Origin of the sequence: Candidatus Syntrophosphaera sp. (assembly GCA_019429425.1) — a bacterium.
In the GTDB taxonomy this organism is placed as follows: domain Bacteria; phylum Cloacimonadota; class Cloacimonadia; order Cloacimonadales; family Cloacimonadaceae; genus Syntrophosphaera.
The window spans coordinates 1-19,630 of record JAHYIU010000046.1; the positions used below are offsets into that span (position 1 = coordinate 1).

Here is a 19,630-nt window from a genome sequence, read left to right on the forward strand (position 1 = left end):
GGACTGGCTCTGGGCCCGGGGCGCCGGAGGCTCGAATTCAGATAACGCCTACGCTTCGGCCACCGACGGGGACGGAGCGACCTACATCACCGGCAGGTTCTATTCCGCCGCCACTTTCGGCTCCCACCTGCTCACCAGCTTGGGGGGCTACGACATCTTCGTCGCCAAGCTTGACGCCGAGGGGAACTGGCTTTGGGCCAAGCGCGCCGGAGGCGGCACCGACGAATCCGGGCGCGGCATCGCCATCGGCGGCAACGGCAAGATCTACCTAACCGGAGAATTCAACGGCATGGCCCATTTTGGAAACATCATCTTGCAGAGCGTGGGCGGAACCGAGGTTTTCGCCGCCTGCCTGGACAGCAGCGGAAACTGGCTCTGGGCCAGGCGTGCGGGCGGTATAAACAATGACGAGGCCAAAGGTGTGGCCGCCGACGCGGACGGAAACTGCTACATCACCGGAAGGCTTTCCGGGAGCGGGGATTTTGGCGCCACCACCCTCTACAGCGCGGGGAATGACGACATTTTCGTGGCCAAGCTCAATGAGGCCGGAAACTGGCTCTGGGCCGAGCGCGCTGGCGGCACGGAAAACGATTGCGGCTATGCCGTCGCCGTGGATAATGACGGAAACTGCCTGGTGACGGGCGAATTCCAGGGAAGCGCCGATTTTGGCAAGATCGACCTTGCCAGCAGCGCCTATCATGACATCTGCGTCGCCAAGCTGCATCCCGACGGAAACTGGATTTGGGCCGTATCAGCCGGCGGCTCGGGCTCCGATTGGGGAAGCGGGATCTGCGCCGATCCGGACGGCAACTGCTACGTCACCGGCGCGTTCGGCAGTGCCGCCACCTTTGGGCCATTCTCTCTGGTCAGCCAGGGCGCCTGGGATTGCTTCGCCGTCAAGCTGGGCTTCGACGGAGAGTGGATCTGGGCCAGGCGCGCGGGAGGGGCCAATTCGGACTATGGTGTGGGCATTTCCACCAACGGCAACGGCTATATCCACGTCACGGGCAGATTTCAGGGGACCGCCGGGTTTGGCGCTTCGACTCTGGAAAGCGCGGGCAATTTCGATGCTTTCGCGGCCAAAATCAGCGCCGCGGGAAACTGGATCTGGGCCGTCCGGGGCGGCGGGACGGGAAATGACCTTGGCCAGGGGAGCGGTGTGGACAACGCCGGGAACAGCTATTTCACAGGGTATTACGAAGAGACGGGTATCTTTGGCCCCCATCCCTTGGTCAGCATGGGCAGCAGCGATGTGTTTGTGGCCAAACTCTCCGTGGGCGGCGTGCCCACCGACGATCCCATCATCCCCGGAGCGCAAAGCAGTTCAGCGCTTTACGGCGCGTTTCCCAATCCCGCGCGACGGGGCGAGGCCTTCCAGATCAAGGCCCATGTCGCGGAGAGGGAAACCGGGACCCTCAGTATTTACAACCTCCGGGGCGCCTGCCTGGAGCGCCGCCAGATTGGCCCGGGTGACCAGCAGATCAGCTTTGACGGCAGTGAGTTCCCCTCCGGGGTTTATCTTTGCCGCTTGAAAACCGGATCCCAGGATTACGTCCGGAAGCTGGTCCTGCTCAAATAGGTTAGGGAGACATACGGCAGGCAGGGTAAACGATATTCCCACAAGCGTTTGGAATAAGTTAGCAATCTACCGCATAGTCTGCTAAGATTTTCCTTGACAACTCCGGCCTTGCCGCTTATCTTGTTCTTTATGAGGAACTTGATATGAATACGCAAAGATTTACGCTCAGGAGCCAGGAGACCCTGCAGTCCATGCAAAACCTGGCCCAGGAAAATGGGCATCAGGAGATCCGGGACCTGCATCTGCTGGCCGCGATGCTCAAGCAGAGCGACTCCCTGGTGTTGCCCGCGCTGCAAAAGCTGGAGGTAAATACTTCCGCCCTGTCCGCCCAGATCGAGGACGCTCTCAAAACGCTACCCCGGGTGAGCGGCGCCCAGATCTACCTTTCCCAGGAGGTCCTGGACGTTTTGCACCAGGCGGAGCGCGAGGCGGACCAGCTGCAGGACGATTACATCAGTCTGGAGCACGTCCTGCTGGCCCTCCTCCACAAAGGCAAGGAGGCCGCCAAGTTACTCAAAGCCAACGGCGCGGACGCGGACAAACTGCTCCTGGCGCTGAAAGAACTGCGCGGCAACCAGAGGGTCACGGACCAGAATCCGGAGGCCAAATTCCAGGCCCTGGAGAAATACGCCCGCAATCTGACCCGCCTGGCCCGCCAGGAAAAGCTGGACCCCGTGATCGGGCGTGACGACGAGATCCGCCGCGCGGTGCAGATCCTTTCCCGCCGCCGCAAGAACAATCCCATCCTGATCGGCGAGCCCGGAGTGGGCAAAACCGCCATCGTGGAAGGCCTGGCCCGCAGGGTCGTGGCCCGCGACGTGCCGGAAAACCTGAAGGACAAGGACATCCTGGAGTTGGACATGGCGGCTCTTTTGGCCGGGGCGAAATTCCGCGGCGAATTTGAGGAGCGCCTCAAGGCCGTATTGGGCGAGGTGGAAAAGTCCGACGGCCGCATCATCCTCTTCATCGACGAGATCCACACCGTGGTGGGTGCCGGAGCAGCCGAGGGCGCTGTGGACGCCTCGAACATGCTCAAACCCGCTCTGGCACGGGGTTCTCTGCATTGCATCGGCGCCACCACGATCGACGAATACCGCAAACACATAGAGAATGACCCCGCCCTGGAAAGGCGTTTCCAGCCCGTGCTGGTACAGGAGCCGAGCGTGGAGGACACCATCTCCATCCTGCGCGGCATCCGGGAAAAATATGAGGTCCACCACGGAGTCCAGATCACGGACAATGCCTTGGTTTCGGCTGCCGTGATGAGCGACCGCTACATCTCCGACCGTTTTTTGCCGGACAAGGCCATCGACCTGATCGATGAAGCCTGCGCCAAGCTGCGCATGGAGATCGATTCCCTGCCCTCGGAACTGGATGAGGCGGAGCGCAAACTGCGCCAGCTCGAGATCGAGCGCCTGTCCCTGGCCAAGGAAAAAGACAGCCTTTCCAAACAGCGGCTGGAGAAGATCAGTTCCGAGATCGCCCAGCTCAGCGAGGAGCGCAACGCCCTGCGCCTCAGATGGGAAAACGAAAAGAAGGTTTTTGAGCGCGCCCGCGCCCTGCGCACCGAGATAGATGCCCTGAAAAGCCAGGCGGATAAAGCCGAGCGGGAAGGGGATTACGAGACCACGGCCAAGCTGCGCTACGGCTCCATCAAGGAAAAGGAGAATGAACTGGCTGAACTCACGAAAGAGCTCGGCGCCGCGGCGGAAGAGGACAACGACCCCCTGATCAAGGAAAAGGTGGATGAGGAACTGATCGCGGAAGTGGTCTCCAAATGGACCAACATCCCCGTATCCAAGCTGGTGCAGAGCGAGATGAACAAGCTGCTCGGCCTCGAGGACATCCTGGCCCAGCGCGTGATCGGCCAGAGGGAGGGGATCACCGCTTTGGCCAATGCCATCCGCCGCTCCCGCAGTGGCCTCAGCGACACCAACCGGCCCATCGGCTCCTTCATTTTCCTTGGCCCGACAGGGGTGGGCAAGACCGAACTGGCCAAAACCCTGGCCGCTTATCTCTTCGATACCGAAAAAGCCATGCTGCGCCTGGACATGAGCGAATTCATGGAGAAACACTCGGTGGCCCGGCTGATCGGCGCGCCGCCCGGATATGTTGGCTACGACGAGGGCGGATACCTCACCGAAGGCGTGAGGCGCCGCCCCTACAGCGTCATCCTCTTCGACGAGATCGAAAAGGCCCATCCGGACGTGTTTAACATCCTGCTCCAGATCCTCGATGACGGCAGATTGACCGACGGCAAGGGCAGGACGGTCGATTTTCGCCACAGCGTGATCATCATGACCTCCAACATCGGCTCCCAGGAGATCTACGAGTGCGACGACCTCGAAGCCCTGCGCCCGCAACTGATGGGCACTCTGAAGCAGTATTTCCGGCCCGAATTCCTCAACCGCCTGGACGACGTCATCATCTTCCACAGGCTGAGCAAGGAAAACATCCGCCAGATCGTGGCCATCCAGCTCAAGCAGCTCGCCGGCCGCGTCCGCGAGAAAGGGATCGAACTCGACTGGACCCAGGCTTTGGTCGACCATATCGCCACAGCCGGCTACGATCCGCAGTTCGGCGCCCGGCCCCTCAAACGCCTGATCCAGAAAGACCTCGAGGACGCCATGGCCAAAGCCGTGCTGGCCGGATTCGCCGGTCCCGTGATGAAGCTGGATTTCCGCAGCGGCGAGGTCCTGATCACCTGACCTTTCATACATCTCCCCACAAGAGGCCGCCCCGGAAGCCTTTTCCGGGGCGGTTTTTTCTTGACAGAAATATCCGACGCAAATATTCAGGCTTTAAGGTGATATTATGAAGAAGGCCGCGTATCTACTGTTTCTGGTCCTGCTCGCGCTTGCCGCGGGCTGCGGATTGAACATCTTCGATCCGGACGACGATGACGATCCCCATGAGGGCTGGATCGAGCTCGCGGCTTACGATTTTCCTGTGTATGTGGGCCACTTCGCGGATTACGAGCAGACCGACGCGCAGGGAAACTCTCTGGGTACGGTAAGCTACGGCGAAGGCGGGGACAGCAAGGACTGGAAAGTGTTCGAGTACGACGCTGCAGACAAATCCCAGGCCGCGCTGCAAGGTCTTATTCCGTCCACAGTCAAGGGAGGCGGTGCCAAAGACCCTTACTACATCTGCGTTCAAGCCTTTGATGCCGATACCGGCGCTGAACTGGCCGCCTCGATCTTTCTTAATGGTTCGCCCACCGGCCAGGCCACGCCCCACACTTTCACCCATGAGGGAGTTTACAACCCGACCCTGGAAGGCCGCTATTCAGTGCTGATGGACTTCTACGGCTTCGACCCGGATCCCCGGGTGTCTTTCAATTCGGATACCAACACCTACATCTACGGCTACCAAGGCTATTTCTATATTATCCCTCCTCCCTGGTTCTCTTTCACCGCTTTGGCAGAGCAAAACCAGGTTCGCATAACCTGGGTGACCGAGTCGGAAACCGAGATGCTCGGATTCCGCATCTACCGCTCTGAAACGAACGATCACACCACCGCCCCATGCATCACTCCAGAACTGATCCCGGCCACCAACACCAGCGAGTTGCATAGCTATACCTATACGGACTCCGATGTGGAATATGGCCACACGTACTATTACTGGCTGGAACACGTTTTTGCCGATGATCCCAGCCATATTTACGGCCCGGTGGGTGTCACCCTCCCACCGGCTGAAAACAGCGTGTCGCCGGCCTATCCGAATCCCTGCCAGGACTACTTCCGCCTGCCTGTGGAGGTGAAATCCGGCTGCACCGCCACCGTTCTTGTGCTCGATTCTCAGCTTGCGGTCCGCAAGGAATACTACCTGGAACAACCAGGATTTTACCCGATCTACGCGCATGTGCACGACCTCGAGCCTGGCCTCTACCGCGTTTTCATCTGGTTCCACGACGGGCATTACGCCTATGGCGACGTGCTGATCGAGGATTAAGCTCAATTTTCCCTCCGCAGGGGAATGCCGTGATGGCGTTTTGGCGTTTTGGCGTTTTAGCGTGGTGGCGTGAGGGCGTGGTGGAGTTTTAACGTTTTGACGTGGTGCCGTGATGGCGTTTTGGCGTTTTGGCGTTTTAGCGTTTTAGCGTGGTGGCGTGGTGACGTGGTGGAGTTTTCCTGAGTCCGGAGGACGGCAGTGCATTAGCACGGTATGGAGCGCAGCGGAATGCCGTGTCGAGTTGTCCCTTGATGATGTTTTTTACCCCACCCCATTGGCGGGACGGCGTCCCGCCAATGGGGTGGGGGTGGGGATGTTTTATCAATGACGATATCTCACTGGTTCACGGTATTTCGTTCCTGGCCCCGCAAACTCGCTGCGTTCCTTTGCGGGCTTGCTTCACTCCATACCGTGTTAATGCACTGTCGTCCTCCGGACTGGATATCCCTGCTGAGACCCAGGGCCCGGCTCCCTGGCCTGGAAACCTTACTGGTCCTGGATAAAACCCCCATCCGCCCTCTTGCGAGGCTCTTAATCACTTGTCTATCCACTGTCTATCACTTGTCTATTATAGACAAGTGATAGACAGTGGATAGACAAGTGATTGACTGGCTGAAGGGAGGGCGGAAGGTGGCCAAAGCCTGTTCCAGCCGGGCTTGAGAAGCTCGAAGAAGGATGGTTTGGATGGTTATGACGAATTTGATGGCCCGGGTATCGAAGCAATGGGGAAGCCCCGGATAAGTTCTTTCTGTCCTTCCGGGGCTTCATTCATGTGGATCGCGAGATCGGGAGGCTGCACTCTCTGCGGTTGTTCCGCACCCACCTCTAAGTTCTGGCGCCCCTTCGGGGCTCAGACTGCTGTCAAACCCTGCCGCAGGCAGGTTGCAGGAATATAGGCGGCGGCTTTAGCCGTCGTATTACATGGTTGAGACATCAACATTGTATAACCCCATCCCCTCCCCAAACCCAGATCAAATCTGTGTTTGGGGAGGGGGTGGGGAAATTGAGGACATTCAACGAAAATGTCGTGAATACCCGGGATAAATCCCGGGCCTATTGTCCTGCACCTCGCCTGCGGCAGGGTTTGTCACCGGTTGATATCGTTTAGACAACTGCCTGCTCCCACCTGCGGCGGATTTGTCACAGGATAAAACAGTTTTGTCTACGGCCTGCGCCCGCGTGGATTACCTAATCCAGTTGAATATGAACAGCTTTGCATAAAGGTTTAGGGAAAAGTTTAGGAATGGAATAAATATTGCTATAAAATAGCCGCGAGGTGAAGACCATGGGAAAGCTCAGACTTTTACCTTTGTTCGTTTTCTGCATCTGCGTGCTGCAGGCGTTCCAGCCGGGCGAAACCTTTCCGACCGAAACCGGTATTGAAAGGCCGGAACTGGATCCCGGCCCGGAATATCACTCTTCCCGGCGCGGCTGGCTGCTCACCCAAAACACCAGATACCACTACAACGCTGGCTGGCAGTTTTCTTACCTTGAAAACTACGGCTACAACGCGCAGGGGCAGCAAGATCTGATCGCCCGCCATAATATGGTGGATGGAGCCATGAATTTGTTCGGCGCCCGGGACTACGTATACACCGCCGCGGGGCAGCTCTTGGGAACCGTCTATTATTCCATCGCGGATGGCGTCTGGAGTGGCTCGCACAGGGAAAGCAATGTCTACGAAACAGACGGAAATCTGGGCCAGGTGTTCGTTTACGAAGGCAACGGAAGTGAGTGGTTTCTGAATTATCAGCAGGCGAATTCTTACGAACAAGGCCGGCTGGCCAGCGAGCATCTCTACGGCTATTATTCCTGGGACGGGACCTTCACGGAATATGAGAGCAGGTTCTATAGCTACAATTCGGACGGCAAGTTGGAAGAAAAGCTGATCCTCACAGTCATTGGTGATCCGCAAGAATATACGCAGCGCATGATATATGTTTACAGCTACACGCCCGACGGCAGCCTGGCCGAAACCCTTTACCAGTTCTGGAGCTGGATAAACGGCGAATATGCCTGGCGGGACGACAAGCGCGACATCCATACATGCGATGGCAACGGCTTCCTGACCGAAATCCTGCAGCAGTATAACAGCAGTACCCAGGGCTGGCATGACACCAAGCGCTACACATATACCAACGACGCCTTTGGCAACGCCACTCTGGTCTTGTATCAGATCAATTCTGCGGACGGCTGGCAGGATTGGTACAAATGGGAAAAAGTCTATGCCAACACAGGCTCGCAGGACGAGCAGATCCCTCCCGCGGGGCCTGAACTGGCCTGCCGCCCCAATCCCTTTTCCGGCGCGGCGGAGATCTCTTTCGAGGCCAGGGAGTCCGGCAATATCGATCTGGCCGTCTATAACCTGAAAGGGCAAAAGGTCAAAAGCCTGGCCAAAGGTGCTTTTTCCGCGGGCACGCACAAACTGGCCTGGAACGGAAAAGAAGACCAGGGCCAGGATCTGGCAGCCGGGATTTACCTGGTCCGGCTGAGGCTCCCAGACGGTCAAAGCGCGGTCCGGAGGGTGACGGTCCTTGACCGCTGAGGCCGGGATTTTTGTTAATTGGCTTTTCTGGGCCGCATTGATCCGGCGCTGAGAGAAGAAAAGCTCCCCAACTCCTTGAAACAAAAGCCCCTCCGCTTGGGAGGGGCTTCTTTATGTATGGTATTGGAGATGTTTTAGTACATTCCGCCCATGCCGGGATTGGGCATCGGAGCGGGTGGTTCGGGTTCCTTGATGTCGGTGATGATGCACTCGGTGGTGAGCAGCAATGCGGCGATGGAGGCGGCGTTCTGGACCGCGGAGCGCACAACCTTGGCGGGATCGATGATACCGGCTTTGAGCAGGTCCTCGAATTTGCCGTTGGAGGCGTTGTAACCCATGTGCACATCGGTATAGCCTTTGAGCTTTTCAACCACGACCGCGCCTTCCTCGCCGGCGTTGGAGGCGATCTGGTAGGCGGGTTTTTCCAGGGCTTTCATCATGATCTGCACGGCCACTTTCTCTTCGTGGGAAAGGTCCTTCAGGTCCTTGAGGGCTTTGGCGGCCTGGATCAGGGTGACTCCGCCGCCGGGCACGATTCCTTCCTCGACCGCGGCGCGGGTGGCGTGCAAAGCGTCATCCACGCGGGCTTTCTTTTCCTTGAGTTCGGTTTCGGTGGCGGCGCCGATGCGGATCACGGCCACGCCGCTGGAAAGCTTGGCCAGGCGTTCCTGGAGCTTTTCCTTGTCGTAATCGGAGGTGGTTTCCTCGATCTGGGCCTTGATCTGCTTGACGCGCGCGGCGACCGCTGTTTCAGGGCCGGCGCCTTCGCGGATGGTGGTGTTTTCCTTTTCGATGATAATCTTCTTGGCGCGGCCGAGGTCGGTCATGGTGGCGCTGTCGAGGCGGCGCCCCATTTCCTCGCTGATCACGGTGGCGCCGGTGAGGACGGCGATGTCTTCCAGCATGGACTTGCGGCGGTCACCAAAGCCGGGGGCCTTGACTGCGGCGACATTGAGCACGCCGCGGAGTTTGTTGACCACGAGGGTGGCCAGGGCCTCGCCTTCGATGTCTTCGGCGATGATAAGCAGGGGTTTGCCCTGTTGGGAGATCTCCTGAAGAATGGGAAGCAGGTCCTTGAGGACGCTTATCTTCTTGTCGTGGATGAGGATGAAGGGATCCTCAAGCTCGGTGACCATCTTGTCCGCGTTGGTCACAAAATAGGGGGAAAGGTAGCCGCGGTCGAACTGCATGCCCTCGACCTTCTCCAGGCCGGTGTCGATCGATTTGGCTTCCTCGATGTTGATAATGCCTTCTTTCCCAACTGAATCCATGGCCTCGGCGATGAGCTTGCCGATCTCCGTATCGTTGTTGGCGGAAATTGCGGCGATCTGGGCGATCTCCTCGCTGCTCTTGATGGTCTTGGAATATTCGTGGATCTTGTCCACGACCACCTTGGTGGCCTTTTCCAGGCCGCGCTTCAGATACATCGGGTTCACCCCGGCGGTCACGTGCTTCAGGCCTTCCTCAATGATGGACTGGGCCAGCAGGGTGGCGGTGGTGGTGCCGTCTCCGGCCACATCGTGGGTCTTTTCCGCGACCTCTTTGCAAAGCTGGGCGCCCATGTTCTCAAATTCGCCTTCCAATTCAATTTCCTTGGCTATGGTCACACCGTCGTTGGTGATCGTGGGAGAACCAAATTTCTTGTCCAATACCACGTTTCTGCCGCGCGGGCCAAGGGTCACCTTCACGGCATCGGCAAGCTGGTCGACGCCCCGTTTCAGTGCGGTGCGGGCATCGTGAGAATATAGCATTTGTTTTGCCATTTTTGTATTACCTCCATATAGTGTAATCTGTATTCAAGATTAGCAGTCTGTTCGACTGAGTGCTAAAACTAAGATAAGCCGATTTCTGTCAAGCACAAATTATTTTTTCCAATTTTAGCATTGACAAATCCATCGCTTCGCTGAGCATGCCCGCAACTTAATCCAAGGACAAGCATGGACAAGCATATAGAAGAATACTTGGCGGAACTTCTGCCGGAACTGGCCCGGCGCGGAATCCACATCAGCAGCCAGCGCGAGATCGCCTATGGGGTGCAGTTGCGCCTCGCGCGGGACTCCCAGGCCGCCACTTTGAACGTCTACCACTCTGCCAAAAAAGGACTTAGCAAAGTGTTGGGCGCCGACTCCGGAAGCTCTTTGAAACAGGAATTGGAGGAGCTCTGCGGGGGCCGGGAACAGCCGGTGGGCGATTTTCACACCTGGGAGCGCTGGATCGGCTCGGATGAATGCGGCAAGGGGGATTATTTCGGCGCTCTGGTCGTGGCGGCCTTTGCCATGGATTCCGAATTGGAAGGCGCTCTGCGCAGGCTGGGCGTGGCGGACAGCAAAAAGCTGCGCGACCCCCAGATCAAATCCATCGCCCTGCAGCTTTACGAAAAATTCAATTCCCGGATCGCCTGCGTGGTGATCAAACCCCTCAAATACAACGAGATAATCGCGGACATGCAGAGCCGGAAGCAGAACCTGAACGACCTTTTGGCCTGGCAGCACGGCACAGCCATAATCGAGCTTCTGGGCAGGTTTGGCGATTCCCAGGGCGTCCTCGTGGACCAATTTAGCCGCCGGAAAAAGGTGCGCGAATTCATTAAAAGCCGGGAACTGCCAATACCGGTGGAGGAACGTCCCGGCGCGGAAGCCGATCCAGCCGTGGCCGCGGCTTCGATCATCGCTCGCTACCAGTTCATCCAGAGCCGGCAGGCCATGGACCGGCATTACCAGATGAAGTTTCCTCTCGGCAGCGGGAAAAATGTGCTCGCCCCGGCCCGGGAATTTGCCGACAAATATGGCTGGAACCGTCTGGCGGAGGTGGCCAAGCTGCATTTTGTCACCAGCCGGGACGTCCGCGTGCAGGACATCTTCGAGCCTGGCGCCAATAAATAGCTTGACAGAAAGTCGCGCCATCCGAAACTTGAGCCAATAACAACCAAGACAAGCAAACAGAGGCATATTTCCAGATTCCACCTAGGAATGCAGGCATTTATTATCTAGATTATACCTCGGAATACGGATACATCTCACGACGAGATTTGGAGCAGAATAATATGATCAAAGCAATGGGACGTCTGAACCTGGACGATTTCAAACTCATGGAAGCGCATGTCGAGAAGGTCTTCAAAAACCTGGACAAGGGCAACACCGACATGGCCAGAAAGCAGATCTTCGAGCTGGCCAACACCGCGAACTACTTTGTGCGCGAGGAACTGGGCAAACGCCTGGCCGTATATAAAGGAAAGGGCAAGCTGGAAAAGATCTGTTCGGAGATGCTGGACGATTTTCTCTACGGCATCCGCGCCACGGCCCTCTTCTATTTCTACAATCGCTATCAGGACAATCCCGAGGTCATCGTCAAAACCCTGGACAAGACCTTCGAATCGGTTCCCTGGGAGAGCGAGACGATCTGTTTCGAGCTGTGGAAAAAGAGCCCCGAGGTGATGAAGGACTACATGCCCCTCTGGGCCGTTTCGGACAACGAAAAGAAGCGCGCCATGAGCCTGCACGGGATGGAAAGCATCGCCGGGCGGAATCCCCAGTATGTGCTCACCTTTTTGGGCAAGCTCCTGGACGACGAAAGCGAGGAAGTGCAAAAAAAGATCGCCCACATTCTCACCCAGGTGGGGCGCCAGCGGCCTTTGCAGACCTATGCCAACATCAAGCGCTGGCTGCTGGAGGGCGACGAAAACCGCGCCCGCACGATCTGGCAGACCCTCCGCAAACTGGCCAGCATCTTCACCCAGAAGAACATGCGCGACAAAACCCAGGAATTCATCTCCGTAACCCAGCGCACCGCCCAGGAATGGAAGTCTGATTCCAACCCCAGCGTCGTCCAGATGGGCAACCGCCTTGGCAAGCTGCTCAAGGACGCATGATCCACGTCATCCTGGTGGAGCCAATTTACGAGGGCAATGTCGGCGCCGTCGCGCGCATCATGCACAATTTCGGCTTCAGCAACCTGCGCATCGTGGGCAGCGTGCCCAAAAAGAACGATTTCTACCTGGCCATGCATTCCGAGCACCTATTGGATGAGGCCAGGCTCTTTCCCAACCTGCGGGAAGCCGTGGCAGACCTGGACCGCGTGATCGCCTTTTCCCGCCGCGTGGGCAGATACAAGCCCGTGGACATGGATCCGGCGCAGACCGCGCAATATTGCGCTAAAATCCCGGACCTGGAGATCGGCCTCGTCTTCGGGCGCGAGACTTTCGGCCTCACCGACGAAGAAGCCGCGCTCTGTCCCCTGCGCTGCCACATTCCGGCCAATCCTGATTTTCCCTCCATCAATCTGGCCCAGGCAGTCACCATCGCCCTTTGGGAACTGCAGCGCCTGCCCTTTGCCGGGCCAAAAAGCGCCAGGCTCAGGTCCGTGAGCGGAATAGAACTTGACAAAATCAAGGCCTACATGCTCGAGGTTATGCAGGCGACATGTTTTTTCCGCAGCCACGAAACCACGAATTGGGAGTTGTTTTTGAACAAGATGCTCACGCAGCTCAATCCTTCCAAAACCATGCTCTGGCGGTTCCGGCAGATGTTCAACCGCTGGCATGTCCTCGTGACGGGCAAAGGCAGGGGTTACAACGAGGAGCGGGGCTCAGGCCCCGGCACCGGAAATGAAAAATAGACCGCATATCAAACAATTCGTATCCGCCTTGGTGGAACAGGGTTTCTGCCAGCAACCCATAAAGGATAAACCTATGACCACACTTTTGGCCGTCACGCAGATGGACCCGCGCCAGGAAGAGATCTTCAGCTTCTGCGAGAAATACTTCTTTGACCACGAAAACCCGGTCCTGGTGAACAAGAACGCCCGCTTTTTCACCGAGGGCTACGATGCCTTCGGGCTGGACGAGATCCAGCTCAAGGAACTGCGCAATGAGGTCCTGGCCCGCTTCCAGCCGAGCGTTCCGGAACTGGGGAAACTGGCCTGGCACTTCTTCGCCACCGGCAAATACGAATTTGGCTCCCTCGCCATCCTGCTTCTCAAAAAGCACCGCCCCCGCTTCGACCGCAGCATCTATGACGAGATCAGGCGCTGCCTGGACGGCGTGGTGGAAAACTGGGCCCACGCGGACCTCATCGCCACCAAGATCACACCGATATTCCTGGAACTGAATCTGGCCACGATGGACGATTTCCGCTCCTGGTTGAGCTCAGAAAGCAAATGGACCCGGCGCGTCGCGGCCGTCACCATGCTCTGGCAAAGAAACCGCCTGCCCGTTTCCGAACTGCTCGATTTCGCGCAGCCCCTGATGCTGGATGAAGCCAGGCCTGTGCAACAGGGCGTCGGCTGGCTGCTCCGCGAGCTGTGGAAACTCTTTCCCCGCGAGGTGGAGGATTTCCTGTTCCAAAACAAGGACAGGTCCCCGCGCCTGATCATCCAATATGCCACGGAAAAGATGAACAAGGACAAAAAGAAACGCTTCCGCCGCGCCATCTCGGAAGACAAGAAATCCCGCAAACCCCAGTTCCGCAAGGAAAAAAAGACCCCTGAGGACACCCATGAATAGACCCCTTGCCTTGATTTTAGCCCTTTGCCTGCCCTGGTTCCTGGCCGCGGCAGAGCTTTCCGTCGACCTGGACTTCTCCGGCCTCCAATCCCGATCCTCCCTGCAAACCGCGGGTTGGGGAACCCTTACCGCGCCTGGCTATCCGCAACTTCCGGCAAAGACAGTCAATATTATCATACCCCCGGCCGCGGAAGGCCTCGGCCATGCGCACCAATTTACTGTCCCCCAGCAGTTTGGCGCTCCCGCGCCGCAGGTCAATCCGCCTTTTGCCAACGGGGAGCAAGTGCTTTCCGCACCGCCTGCCTCTCAGCTCGCACCGCAAGTGCTCTTTCAGGGAATAAAGCGTTGGGGGGATGTGGCTTACGCCAGTTTCCGGGTCCTGCCCTTTGTCTGGACCGGCAGCGAGTGGAGCGGCTATCGCTCACTGAGGATAAACCTTTCCTGGACAGAGGCTTCGGATGCCAGGCCCAACCGCGTTCCGCCGGTCCTGCTTGACCTGGAACGCTCCCAACCTGGCTTCAGGAGCGGCTTTTTTGCCAATCCCCAGGATCTGGATAAATACTACAGTTCCTCTCCCACCAAGAACTATGATTATCTAATTATAAGCACTCCAGAGCTTTATGCCGCCATCGCGCCTTTGGAATCCTTTCGCCAGGGCCAGGGCCTGATCACCTCCTTTGCCAACATCAACACCATCCTGGCCACCACGCCCGGATCCAGCTCCGGCGAAAAACTGCGCAATTACCTGGTTGCCCAGTATTACGCCAGTCCCTTTGGCTACCTGCTTTTGGTGGGCGACCACGACACGGTTCCGGTGATGTATCTGACTCCCGAACCGGACGGCTACGACACCGTGGCCTCGGATTTTTTCTACGGTGACCTGAGCAGCATCGTCGACACCGATTCGGACGGACGGTTGGGCGAATATTCGCCTGGAGACGGTTTGCAGGATTTTCTCTGCGATTTCACGCCCGAGGTCTTTGTGGGCCGGATCTCCACCAACAGCGCCGCCGTCGCGGCCCAAATTGCCGACCGCACAGTGGCTTACGAGCAGTCAACGGGGTCCTGGAAACAGCACGCCCTCCTGCCCGCGGCCTTCCTGAACTACCAAGGAGAGCCGGAAACCATCTATTTGCAGACAGATGGGGCCGGCTTCATGGAATACGCCCGGACCACCGTGCTCAGTGACTGGCAGAGCACCACAATGTACGAGCAGCTTGGCGTCGTGCCTTCCTACCCCAGCGATTACGCCCTGGATTACGACCAGCTTAAAAACCTGCTGAGCAGCAACAGTTACGGCCTGCTCAACTGGAGTGCCCACGGCTCCTCAACTTCTTCTTCCCGAAAGGTTTGGATGAATGACGGCAATGCCAACTCCCTGCCCGACAGCTGGGAAATGGACTGGCTGGGCATGGTCAACAGGCAAAGTTTCGACAACCTGGTCAACCAGGACGGCCTGATCCTCTTTGCCGCTTCCTGCTACAACGGCTACATCGACGGTAGCCAGCAATGCCTGGCCGAATACGCCCTGCAGAAAAAGGCCGTCAACGTCAGCGCCGCCACACGCACCGGCTGGTACAAGATCGGCTGGCAAACTCCCGGCTGGGGCGGCCTCAGTTCCTACAACCTGCATTGGTTGGAAAACATCACCCGCAACCAGATGACGGTGGGCGGTGCCCAGGCCTACGCAAATCTCATCCACACAGAGTATTACCTCTTTGGTGACCCGGTCGATGCCGGCGGCATCATCTGGCCCGAACTCCAGAATGTCTACACCTATCTGCTCTACGGCGATCCGGCCGTGGGATATTTTGGCCAGGAGCAATACACGGATGGCGAGATCCTGGTCTACGAACCCTGGCACAATGACGGTTTGCGCGTCGTCAACGCCCTCAACGATGTTGGCCATTTCAACGTTGTCTACACCGATAAATTGATCCCCGACTATGACTACCTTGATCGCTTCGAGGCGGTTTTTTGCCTCTTTGGATGGGGCGACACGGCTTACATCCTGCATTCCGATTCGCTGGATTACGCCCTGCTCGATTCCTATCTGGACAATGGCGGCAAGATGTATCTGGAGGGCGATGTGGCTTGGGACCCGCAGGACCCGTTCTGGGGAAAATTTGCCACCCACGCGCCTTTGGACTACTTTGCCTACATAGAAGGGCTGCGGGCCGGGTTCGGCGAAAACCTCCACACCTGGGGCTACGCCGCGGATGCCGATCCCTACACCCAGATCCTGGTCCCCTATTCGCCTGTGGCAGAAGAACTTTTCACCACCAACAACTCCGAGCATCCGGAGCATACGGTCGGGATCCTGCATGCCGCAGGCACTTATGCCACCTTGGCGTCTTCCTTTGCCCTGGCAGCCGTTGAGGCTGGCCCGGAAACCAGTGATTATAATGATCTGTACATCGTGATCCTGGGCAAACTCGGCGTTGTTCCCTTCGTTCCTGTGGCTGGCGACGATCCGTTGGCCCCAGCGGCCCTGCAGAAGGCATACGCCTATCCAAATCCTTTCACGGCAAGCACTTCCCTGCATTTCGAGCTTGACCGGACTGCGACTGTGGGCCTGGAAGTTTTCAACCTGCGTGGCCAGAAAGTGCACAGCCTGCAAGCCGGAAACCTGGCCAAAGGCAGCCACGACCTGATCTGGGACGGTTGTGACGCTTCCGGCCGGCCGGTTTCCCCGGGCATCTACCTCTGGCGTTTGCAGGGAGATAAGTCCTTGTGGCAGGGTAAGATGCTGAAGCTGGCCAACTAAGCGAAACTGCGCCCAGACCAAAAAAAAATACGGCCGTCAGGCCGCGCATAGATAAATCCGCCAAAGGAAGGTCCATCATGACAAAGATCAGGAACTTGGCCCTGTTGTGCATAGTGCTGCTGGGAGTTTCCGGCATATTTTCCACCTCCCTTCCCGCCCCCTTTACCGCTGAGGGCAACCCACAGTTATACAAGGAGTTGCGCGACAAGGCACGGGATAATCTGCGTCGCCTGGATTCCCCCAAGAAACAGGAATACCAGAAACTGCTGCGCTCGCAAGACGACGTCCTGATGGCCTATCTGCTTGCCTATGAAAGCGATGCCAACCTGCAACAGGCGGATCCCCAGGCGGTCCTGAGCAATTACGAACAGATCCGCGCCTATCTGGAAACCTATGGCAACACCCACGCACCCGAATTCTTTCTCTCCTATGTGGCCGACCAGACCGTATCTGACGAAAGGATAGAGGCTTACCGCGCCGCTTTGCTGGACGACGGATTGCGCGAGATCCTGGAAAACTCTCCCAACGAACTGGAGCTCTACCGCGCCGTTTCCCAATGGTGCGTGGCCCGGCTCAAATTCCAGCCTACCTCCGGACGCGACCAAAGCCCACTGGACATCACCCAAAAGAGCATCCTGGGACGCTGCGAGGAGATGCAGATCCTGTTCGTGGCCGCAGCCCGCACGGTTGGGTTGCCCGCCCGCGCAGCCAGCACGCCTTGGTGGCCACACACGGATAACAACCACGCCTGGGCCGAAGTCTGGCTGGACGGGGCCTGGCACTACACCGGAGACATGGACGCGGCCTACTATCCAGACCAGACCTGGTTTTCCAGCCTGATCGACAAGACCGTGCTGATCCTGGCCGACGGCTCCCTGCCTTCCGACCGGGACGAGGTTTTGGTCCAGGGCAAATACGAATGCGTGATCAATTCCATCCGCAACTACGCCGGGGAAAACACCCGCACCCTGGACCTGAGGACAGTTGACGCCCAAGGCAGGCCCCTGGCGGATGTGGAGCTTAGTTTCATGGTCTACAACTGGAATTCCCTGCGTTCGCTGGCCACGGTGCGCAGCAAGCAGGACGGGACCTTCCGGATCAGCGTGGGCCGCGGCGCTTTCTACATCTCCGCTTTCAAGGATGGCAAAAAGGCACTGCAACTCATTCCCTCCGGAGAAGTTAACGATCTGGAACACACTTTGGTCCTGACAGAGGATCCCCTGCCCGACCAGAATGAAATGCTGGCCTATCCGGGCAATCCCTTTGAATGGAAAAAGGCGCCCCAGGAATGGGACGACGGAGTGGCTCTGGCCAAAGCGCGCTGGAACGAAATGGACCTGATCCACTCCAGCCGGGCCGACGCCTTTTCAGACAGCCTGAGCGGCGAACTGGCCTCCGCAGCCCGGGGCAACTTTCCCGAGATCGAGCGCTTCCTGGCCCGTAATCCGCGTCCGGACAGGGAATTCCTGGCTTATCTGCTCAGCGAAGATCCCTCCTACAGCGATCCCAAATTCCTCTGGCAGTGTAGCGCGGAACAGCTTGAGGCGCTGCAGCTTGAGTTCCAATTGCGCGAGCAGGGACATTCCTATCAGGACCTGGCCAGCGTGATCGCGCCCACGGTTTTCTACGAGGAACTGTCCCTTCCCTGTTCCCTGGATGGATCACATAACTCCATGTACCCCAAAGATTTCTATAAGGCCGGAAGAAAGGGCGGGACCAGAACGGAAAAACTGAAACAGGCCATGACCTGGCTCAGAAAAAAGTATAAGATCAACTCCGGCAAAGCCTTGCAGGGTCTGATTCCGCTCGACGTGGCGGCGCGGCGAAAACACCTCAACTCCTATCAATACCGCATCCTGGCTGTCAGTCTGGCCCGCGCCAGCGGCATTCCGGCAGAATTCACGCGCCAGCCGAACCTGATCTACGTGCAATACGACAACGGGGAGTGGGGTTATTACGACCTCGTAAAATGCGCCCCGGAAGCCGATGTCGGGGATACCGGGGCCTTTGCCAAACTGAACGTTTTGGCCAACGACGACCTGGGCGTGCCGGTTTCCGGGATCAGCGGCTCCCTGGTCCTCAGCCGCTATCAGAACGGCATGTTCTACTGGCTGGACCAGAGTTTCAAGCCCTCGGGCCAGGGCGGATACGAGATCAGCGTCCCCAAGGGCGAATACTATCTGAACCTGGGATATCGCGTCTCGGACAGCCAAACCGCCTTTCAACTCAGGCATCTGGACCTGGCTGGGACCGACAGCCTGCGCCTGGAAATGGTCTTGGCCGAATTTCCCCGCAAGTGGGGAACTGACGTGTATCTTGAACTCGCGGAGGTCGTCGCCGCAATCGACACATTGGGCGTAAACACCATCCTGATCGGCAATTATGACCAGGAAAACAGCATCCGCACCGCCGAACAACTGCGCGGCCTGGGCAGGGATTTCCTCTGGCTGGGACACGATCCCGCGCCAGCGGCAATTCCCGGCTACCAATTCAGTCCGGCCTGGCGGGAAAAAGTGGCCGCTGATCAGCGCAACCGCCTGCGCACCATCACCTTGGTCCGCAATAACGGGGACTGGCAGGGCTACGAAGGCCGCTGGGAACGGCTCCCGGAATAGAATAGTCCCTCTGTCTTTGGAAATGAATCTGGCTCTGTGGTTTCCAACACCTGTAGCCGGAGCTTTCCAAAGCTCCGCTCGCTCCGAATAAAGCACATTGGTTCATTAGATGTGGAGGATCAGAATCCTCCTACATTTTTCATCGCCCTCCTTATCATTACGCTATCAATACGGACTCAATACGGACTTTGTCCGTAATGAGTCCGTATTGACACCGTAATGATAAGGGGAGCCATATAGGGGAGAGAGAGTTGCATAAAGGACAGAATTATTAATTAAAGATATGATATGCAACAATATAGGTGATGAAGAGCGGGTTTGCTCAGATATTATCCGCCAAATCAGCGCAAAGACCGGTTTTCTTTATGGCTTACTTTAAACTAAGTGGATAAAGCCTGCGCCCCCTCCGGGGCTCAGATCTGTTTATACATGAATCCCGGGGTTCCGCTGCGCTCCACCCCGGGCTAAAATCTGCCGCCCTCCGGGCTTATCAAATATCAGAGTTTTGTATCACCCACTCGGTTTGAAAGAAAGCCTTCTAAGACCGTTGAATAATACAAACAAAGCCAGGTTTTTGTCATCCCGGGCGCCGGGGTCCTCGCCGCACAACTTGTTGGGTGGTGGGGTGGTTGACCCGGGATCCAGTTTTTTTGATTGTGAAAAGTGT

11 protein-coding genes are annotated in these 19,630 nt (G+C 57.6%); 10 read left to right on the forward strand and 1 reads right to left on the reverse strand.

The window, feature by feature from the left end:
• From K0B87_06025 to K0B87_06040, 4 genes are all read left to right on the forward strand, one after another.
• Positions 1-1,579 (forward strand): T9SS type A sorting domain-containing protein (locus K0B87_06025; protein MBW6514298.1); only part of this gene is annotated, 1,579 nt, incomplete at its 5' end.
• Positions 1,580-1,722: 143 nt separating this feature from the next.
• Positions 1,723-4,287 (forward strand): ATP-dependent chaperone ClpB, encoded by a 2,565-nt coding sequence (gene clpB, locus K0B87_06030; GenBank protein ID MBW6514299.1) that lies wholly within the window; start codon positions 1,723-1,725, stop codon positions 4,285-4,287.
• Between the two features lie 106 nt (positions 4,288-4,393).
• Positions 4,394-5,536 carry a hypothetical protein gene (locus tag K0B87_06035; GenBank protein ID MBW6514300.1) on the forward strand — a complete coding sequence of 381 codons (1,143 nt, stop codon included), beginning with the start codon at positions 4,394-4,396 and terminating at the stop codon, positions 5,534-5,536.
• A gap of 1,285 nt (positions 5,537-6,821) precedes the next feature.
• Positions 6,822-8,081, forward strand: coding sequence for a T9SS type A sorting domain-containing protein (locus tag K0B87_06040; GenBank protein MBW6514301.1), 1,260 nt, complete (start codon positions 6,822-6,824; stop codon positions 8,079-8,081).
• A 134-nt stretch (positions 8,082-8,215) separates the two neighbouring features.
• On the opposite strand, the gene groL is transcribed toward K0B87_06040, so the two are convergent.
• Entirely contained in the window at positions 8,216-9,844 is a 1,629-nt protein-coding gene (gene groL / locus K0B87_06045) for a chaperonin GroEL (GenBank protein ID MBW6514302.1), read from the reverse strand.
• Positions 9,845-10,018: 174 nt separating this feature from the next.
• On the opposite strand from groL, the gene K0B87_06050 reads away from it, so the two are divergent.
• The 6 genes from K0B87_06050 to K0B87_06075 all read left to right on the forward strand — a co-directional run bounded on the left by K0B87_06050 (position 10,019) and on the right by K0B87_06075 (position 18,963).
• The gene (locus K0B87_06050; GenBank protein MBW6514303.1) at positions 10,019-10,963 is read left to right on the forward strand and encodes a ribonuclease HIII; all 945 of its coding nucleotides are present in this window, start codon (positions 10,019-10,021) and stop codon (positions 10,961-10,963) included.
• 161 nt (positions 10,964-11,124) lie between these two features.
• Positions 11,125-11,949 (forward strand): DNA alkylation repair protein, encoded by an 825-nt coding sequence (locus K0B87_06055; protein MBW6514304.1) that lies wholly within the window; start codon positions 11,125-11,127, stop codon positions 11,947-11,949.
• A complete protein-coding gene (locus K0B87_06060) occupies positions 11,946-12,695 on the forward strand; it encodes an RNA methyltransferase (GenBank protein MBW6514305.1) in 750 nt (249 codons plus the stop codon). Before K0B87_06055 ends, K0B87_06060 begins: the two co-directional genes overlap by 4 nt.
• Positions 12,696-12,768: 73 nt before the next feature.
• Positions 12,769-13,581 carry a DNA alkylation repair protein gene (locus tag K0B87_06065; GenBank protein MBW6514306.1) on the forward strand — a complete coding sequence of 271 codons (813 nt, stop codon included), beginning with the start codon at positions 12,769-12,771 and terminating at the stop codon, positions 13,579-13,581.
• Positions 13,574-16,348 (forward strand): T9SS type A sorting domain-containing protein, encoded by a 2,775-nt coding sequence (locus K0B87_06070; GenBank protein MBW6514307.1) that lies wholly within the window; start codon positions 13,574-13,576, stop codon positions 16,346-16,348. Before K0B87_06065 ends, K0B87_06070 begins: the two co-directional genes overlap by 8 nt.
• Positions 16,349-16,425: 77 nt before the next feature.
• Positions 16,426-18,963 (forward strand): transglutaminase-like domain-containing protein, encoded by a 2,538-nt coding sequence (locus K0B87_06075; GenBank protein ID MBW6514308.1) that lies wholly within the window; start codon positions 16,426-16,428, stop codon positions 18,961-18,963.
• Positions 18,964-19,630: the final 667 nt, after the last annotated feature.

Coding starts and splice junctions, on each gene's coding strand:
- clpB (MBW6514299.1), top strand. CDS start 1,723: ATGAATACGCAAAGATTTACGCTCAGGAGCCAGGAGACCCTGCAGTCC.
- K0B87_06035 (MBW6514300.1), top strand. CDS start 4,394: ATGAAGAAGGCCGCGTATCTACTGTTTCTGGTCCTGCTCGCGCTTGCC.
- K0B87_06040 (MBW6514301.1), top strand. CDS start 6,822: ATGGGAAAGCTCAGACTTTTACCTTTGTTCGTTTTCTGCATCTGCGTG.
- groL (MBW6514302.1), bottom strand. CDS start 9,844: ATGGCAAAACAAATGCTATATTCTCACGATGCCCGCACCGCACTGAAA.
- K0B87_06050 (MBW6514303.1), top strand. CDS start 10,019: ATGGACAAGCATATAGAAGAATACTTGGCGGAACTTCTGCCGGAACTG.
- K0B87_06055 (MBW6514304.1), top strand. CDS start 11,125: ATGATCAAAGCAATGGGACGTCTGAACCTGGACGATTTCAAACTCATG.
- K0B87_06060 (MBW6514305.1), top strand. CDS start 11,946: ATGATCCACGTCATCCTGGTGGAGCCAATTTACGAGGGCAATGTCGGC.
- K0B87_06065 (MBW6514306.1), top strand. CDS start 12,769: ATGACCACACTTTTGGCCGTCACGCAGATGGACCCGCGCCAGGAAGAG.
- K0B87_06070 (MBW6514307.1), top strand. CDS start 13,574: ATGAATAGACCCCTTGCCTTGATTTTAGCCCTTTGCCTGCCCTGGTTC.
- K0B87_06075 (MBW6514308.1), top strand. CDS start 16,426: ATGACAAAGATCAGGAACTTGGCCCTGTTGTGCATAGTGCTGCTGGGA.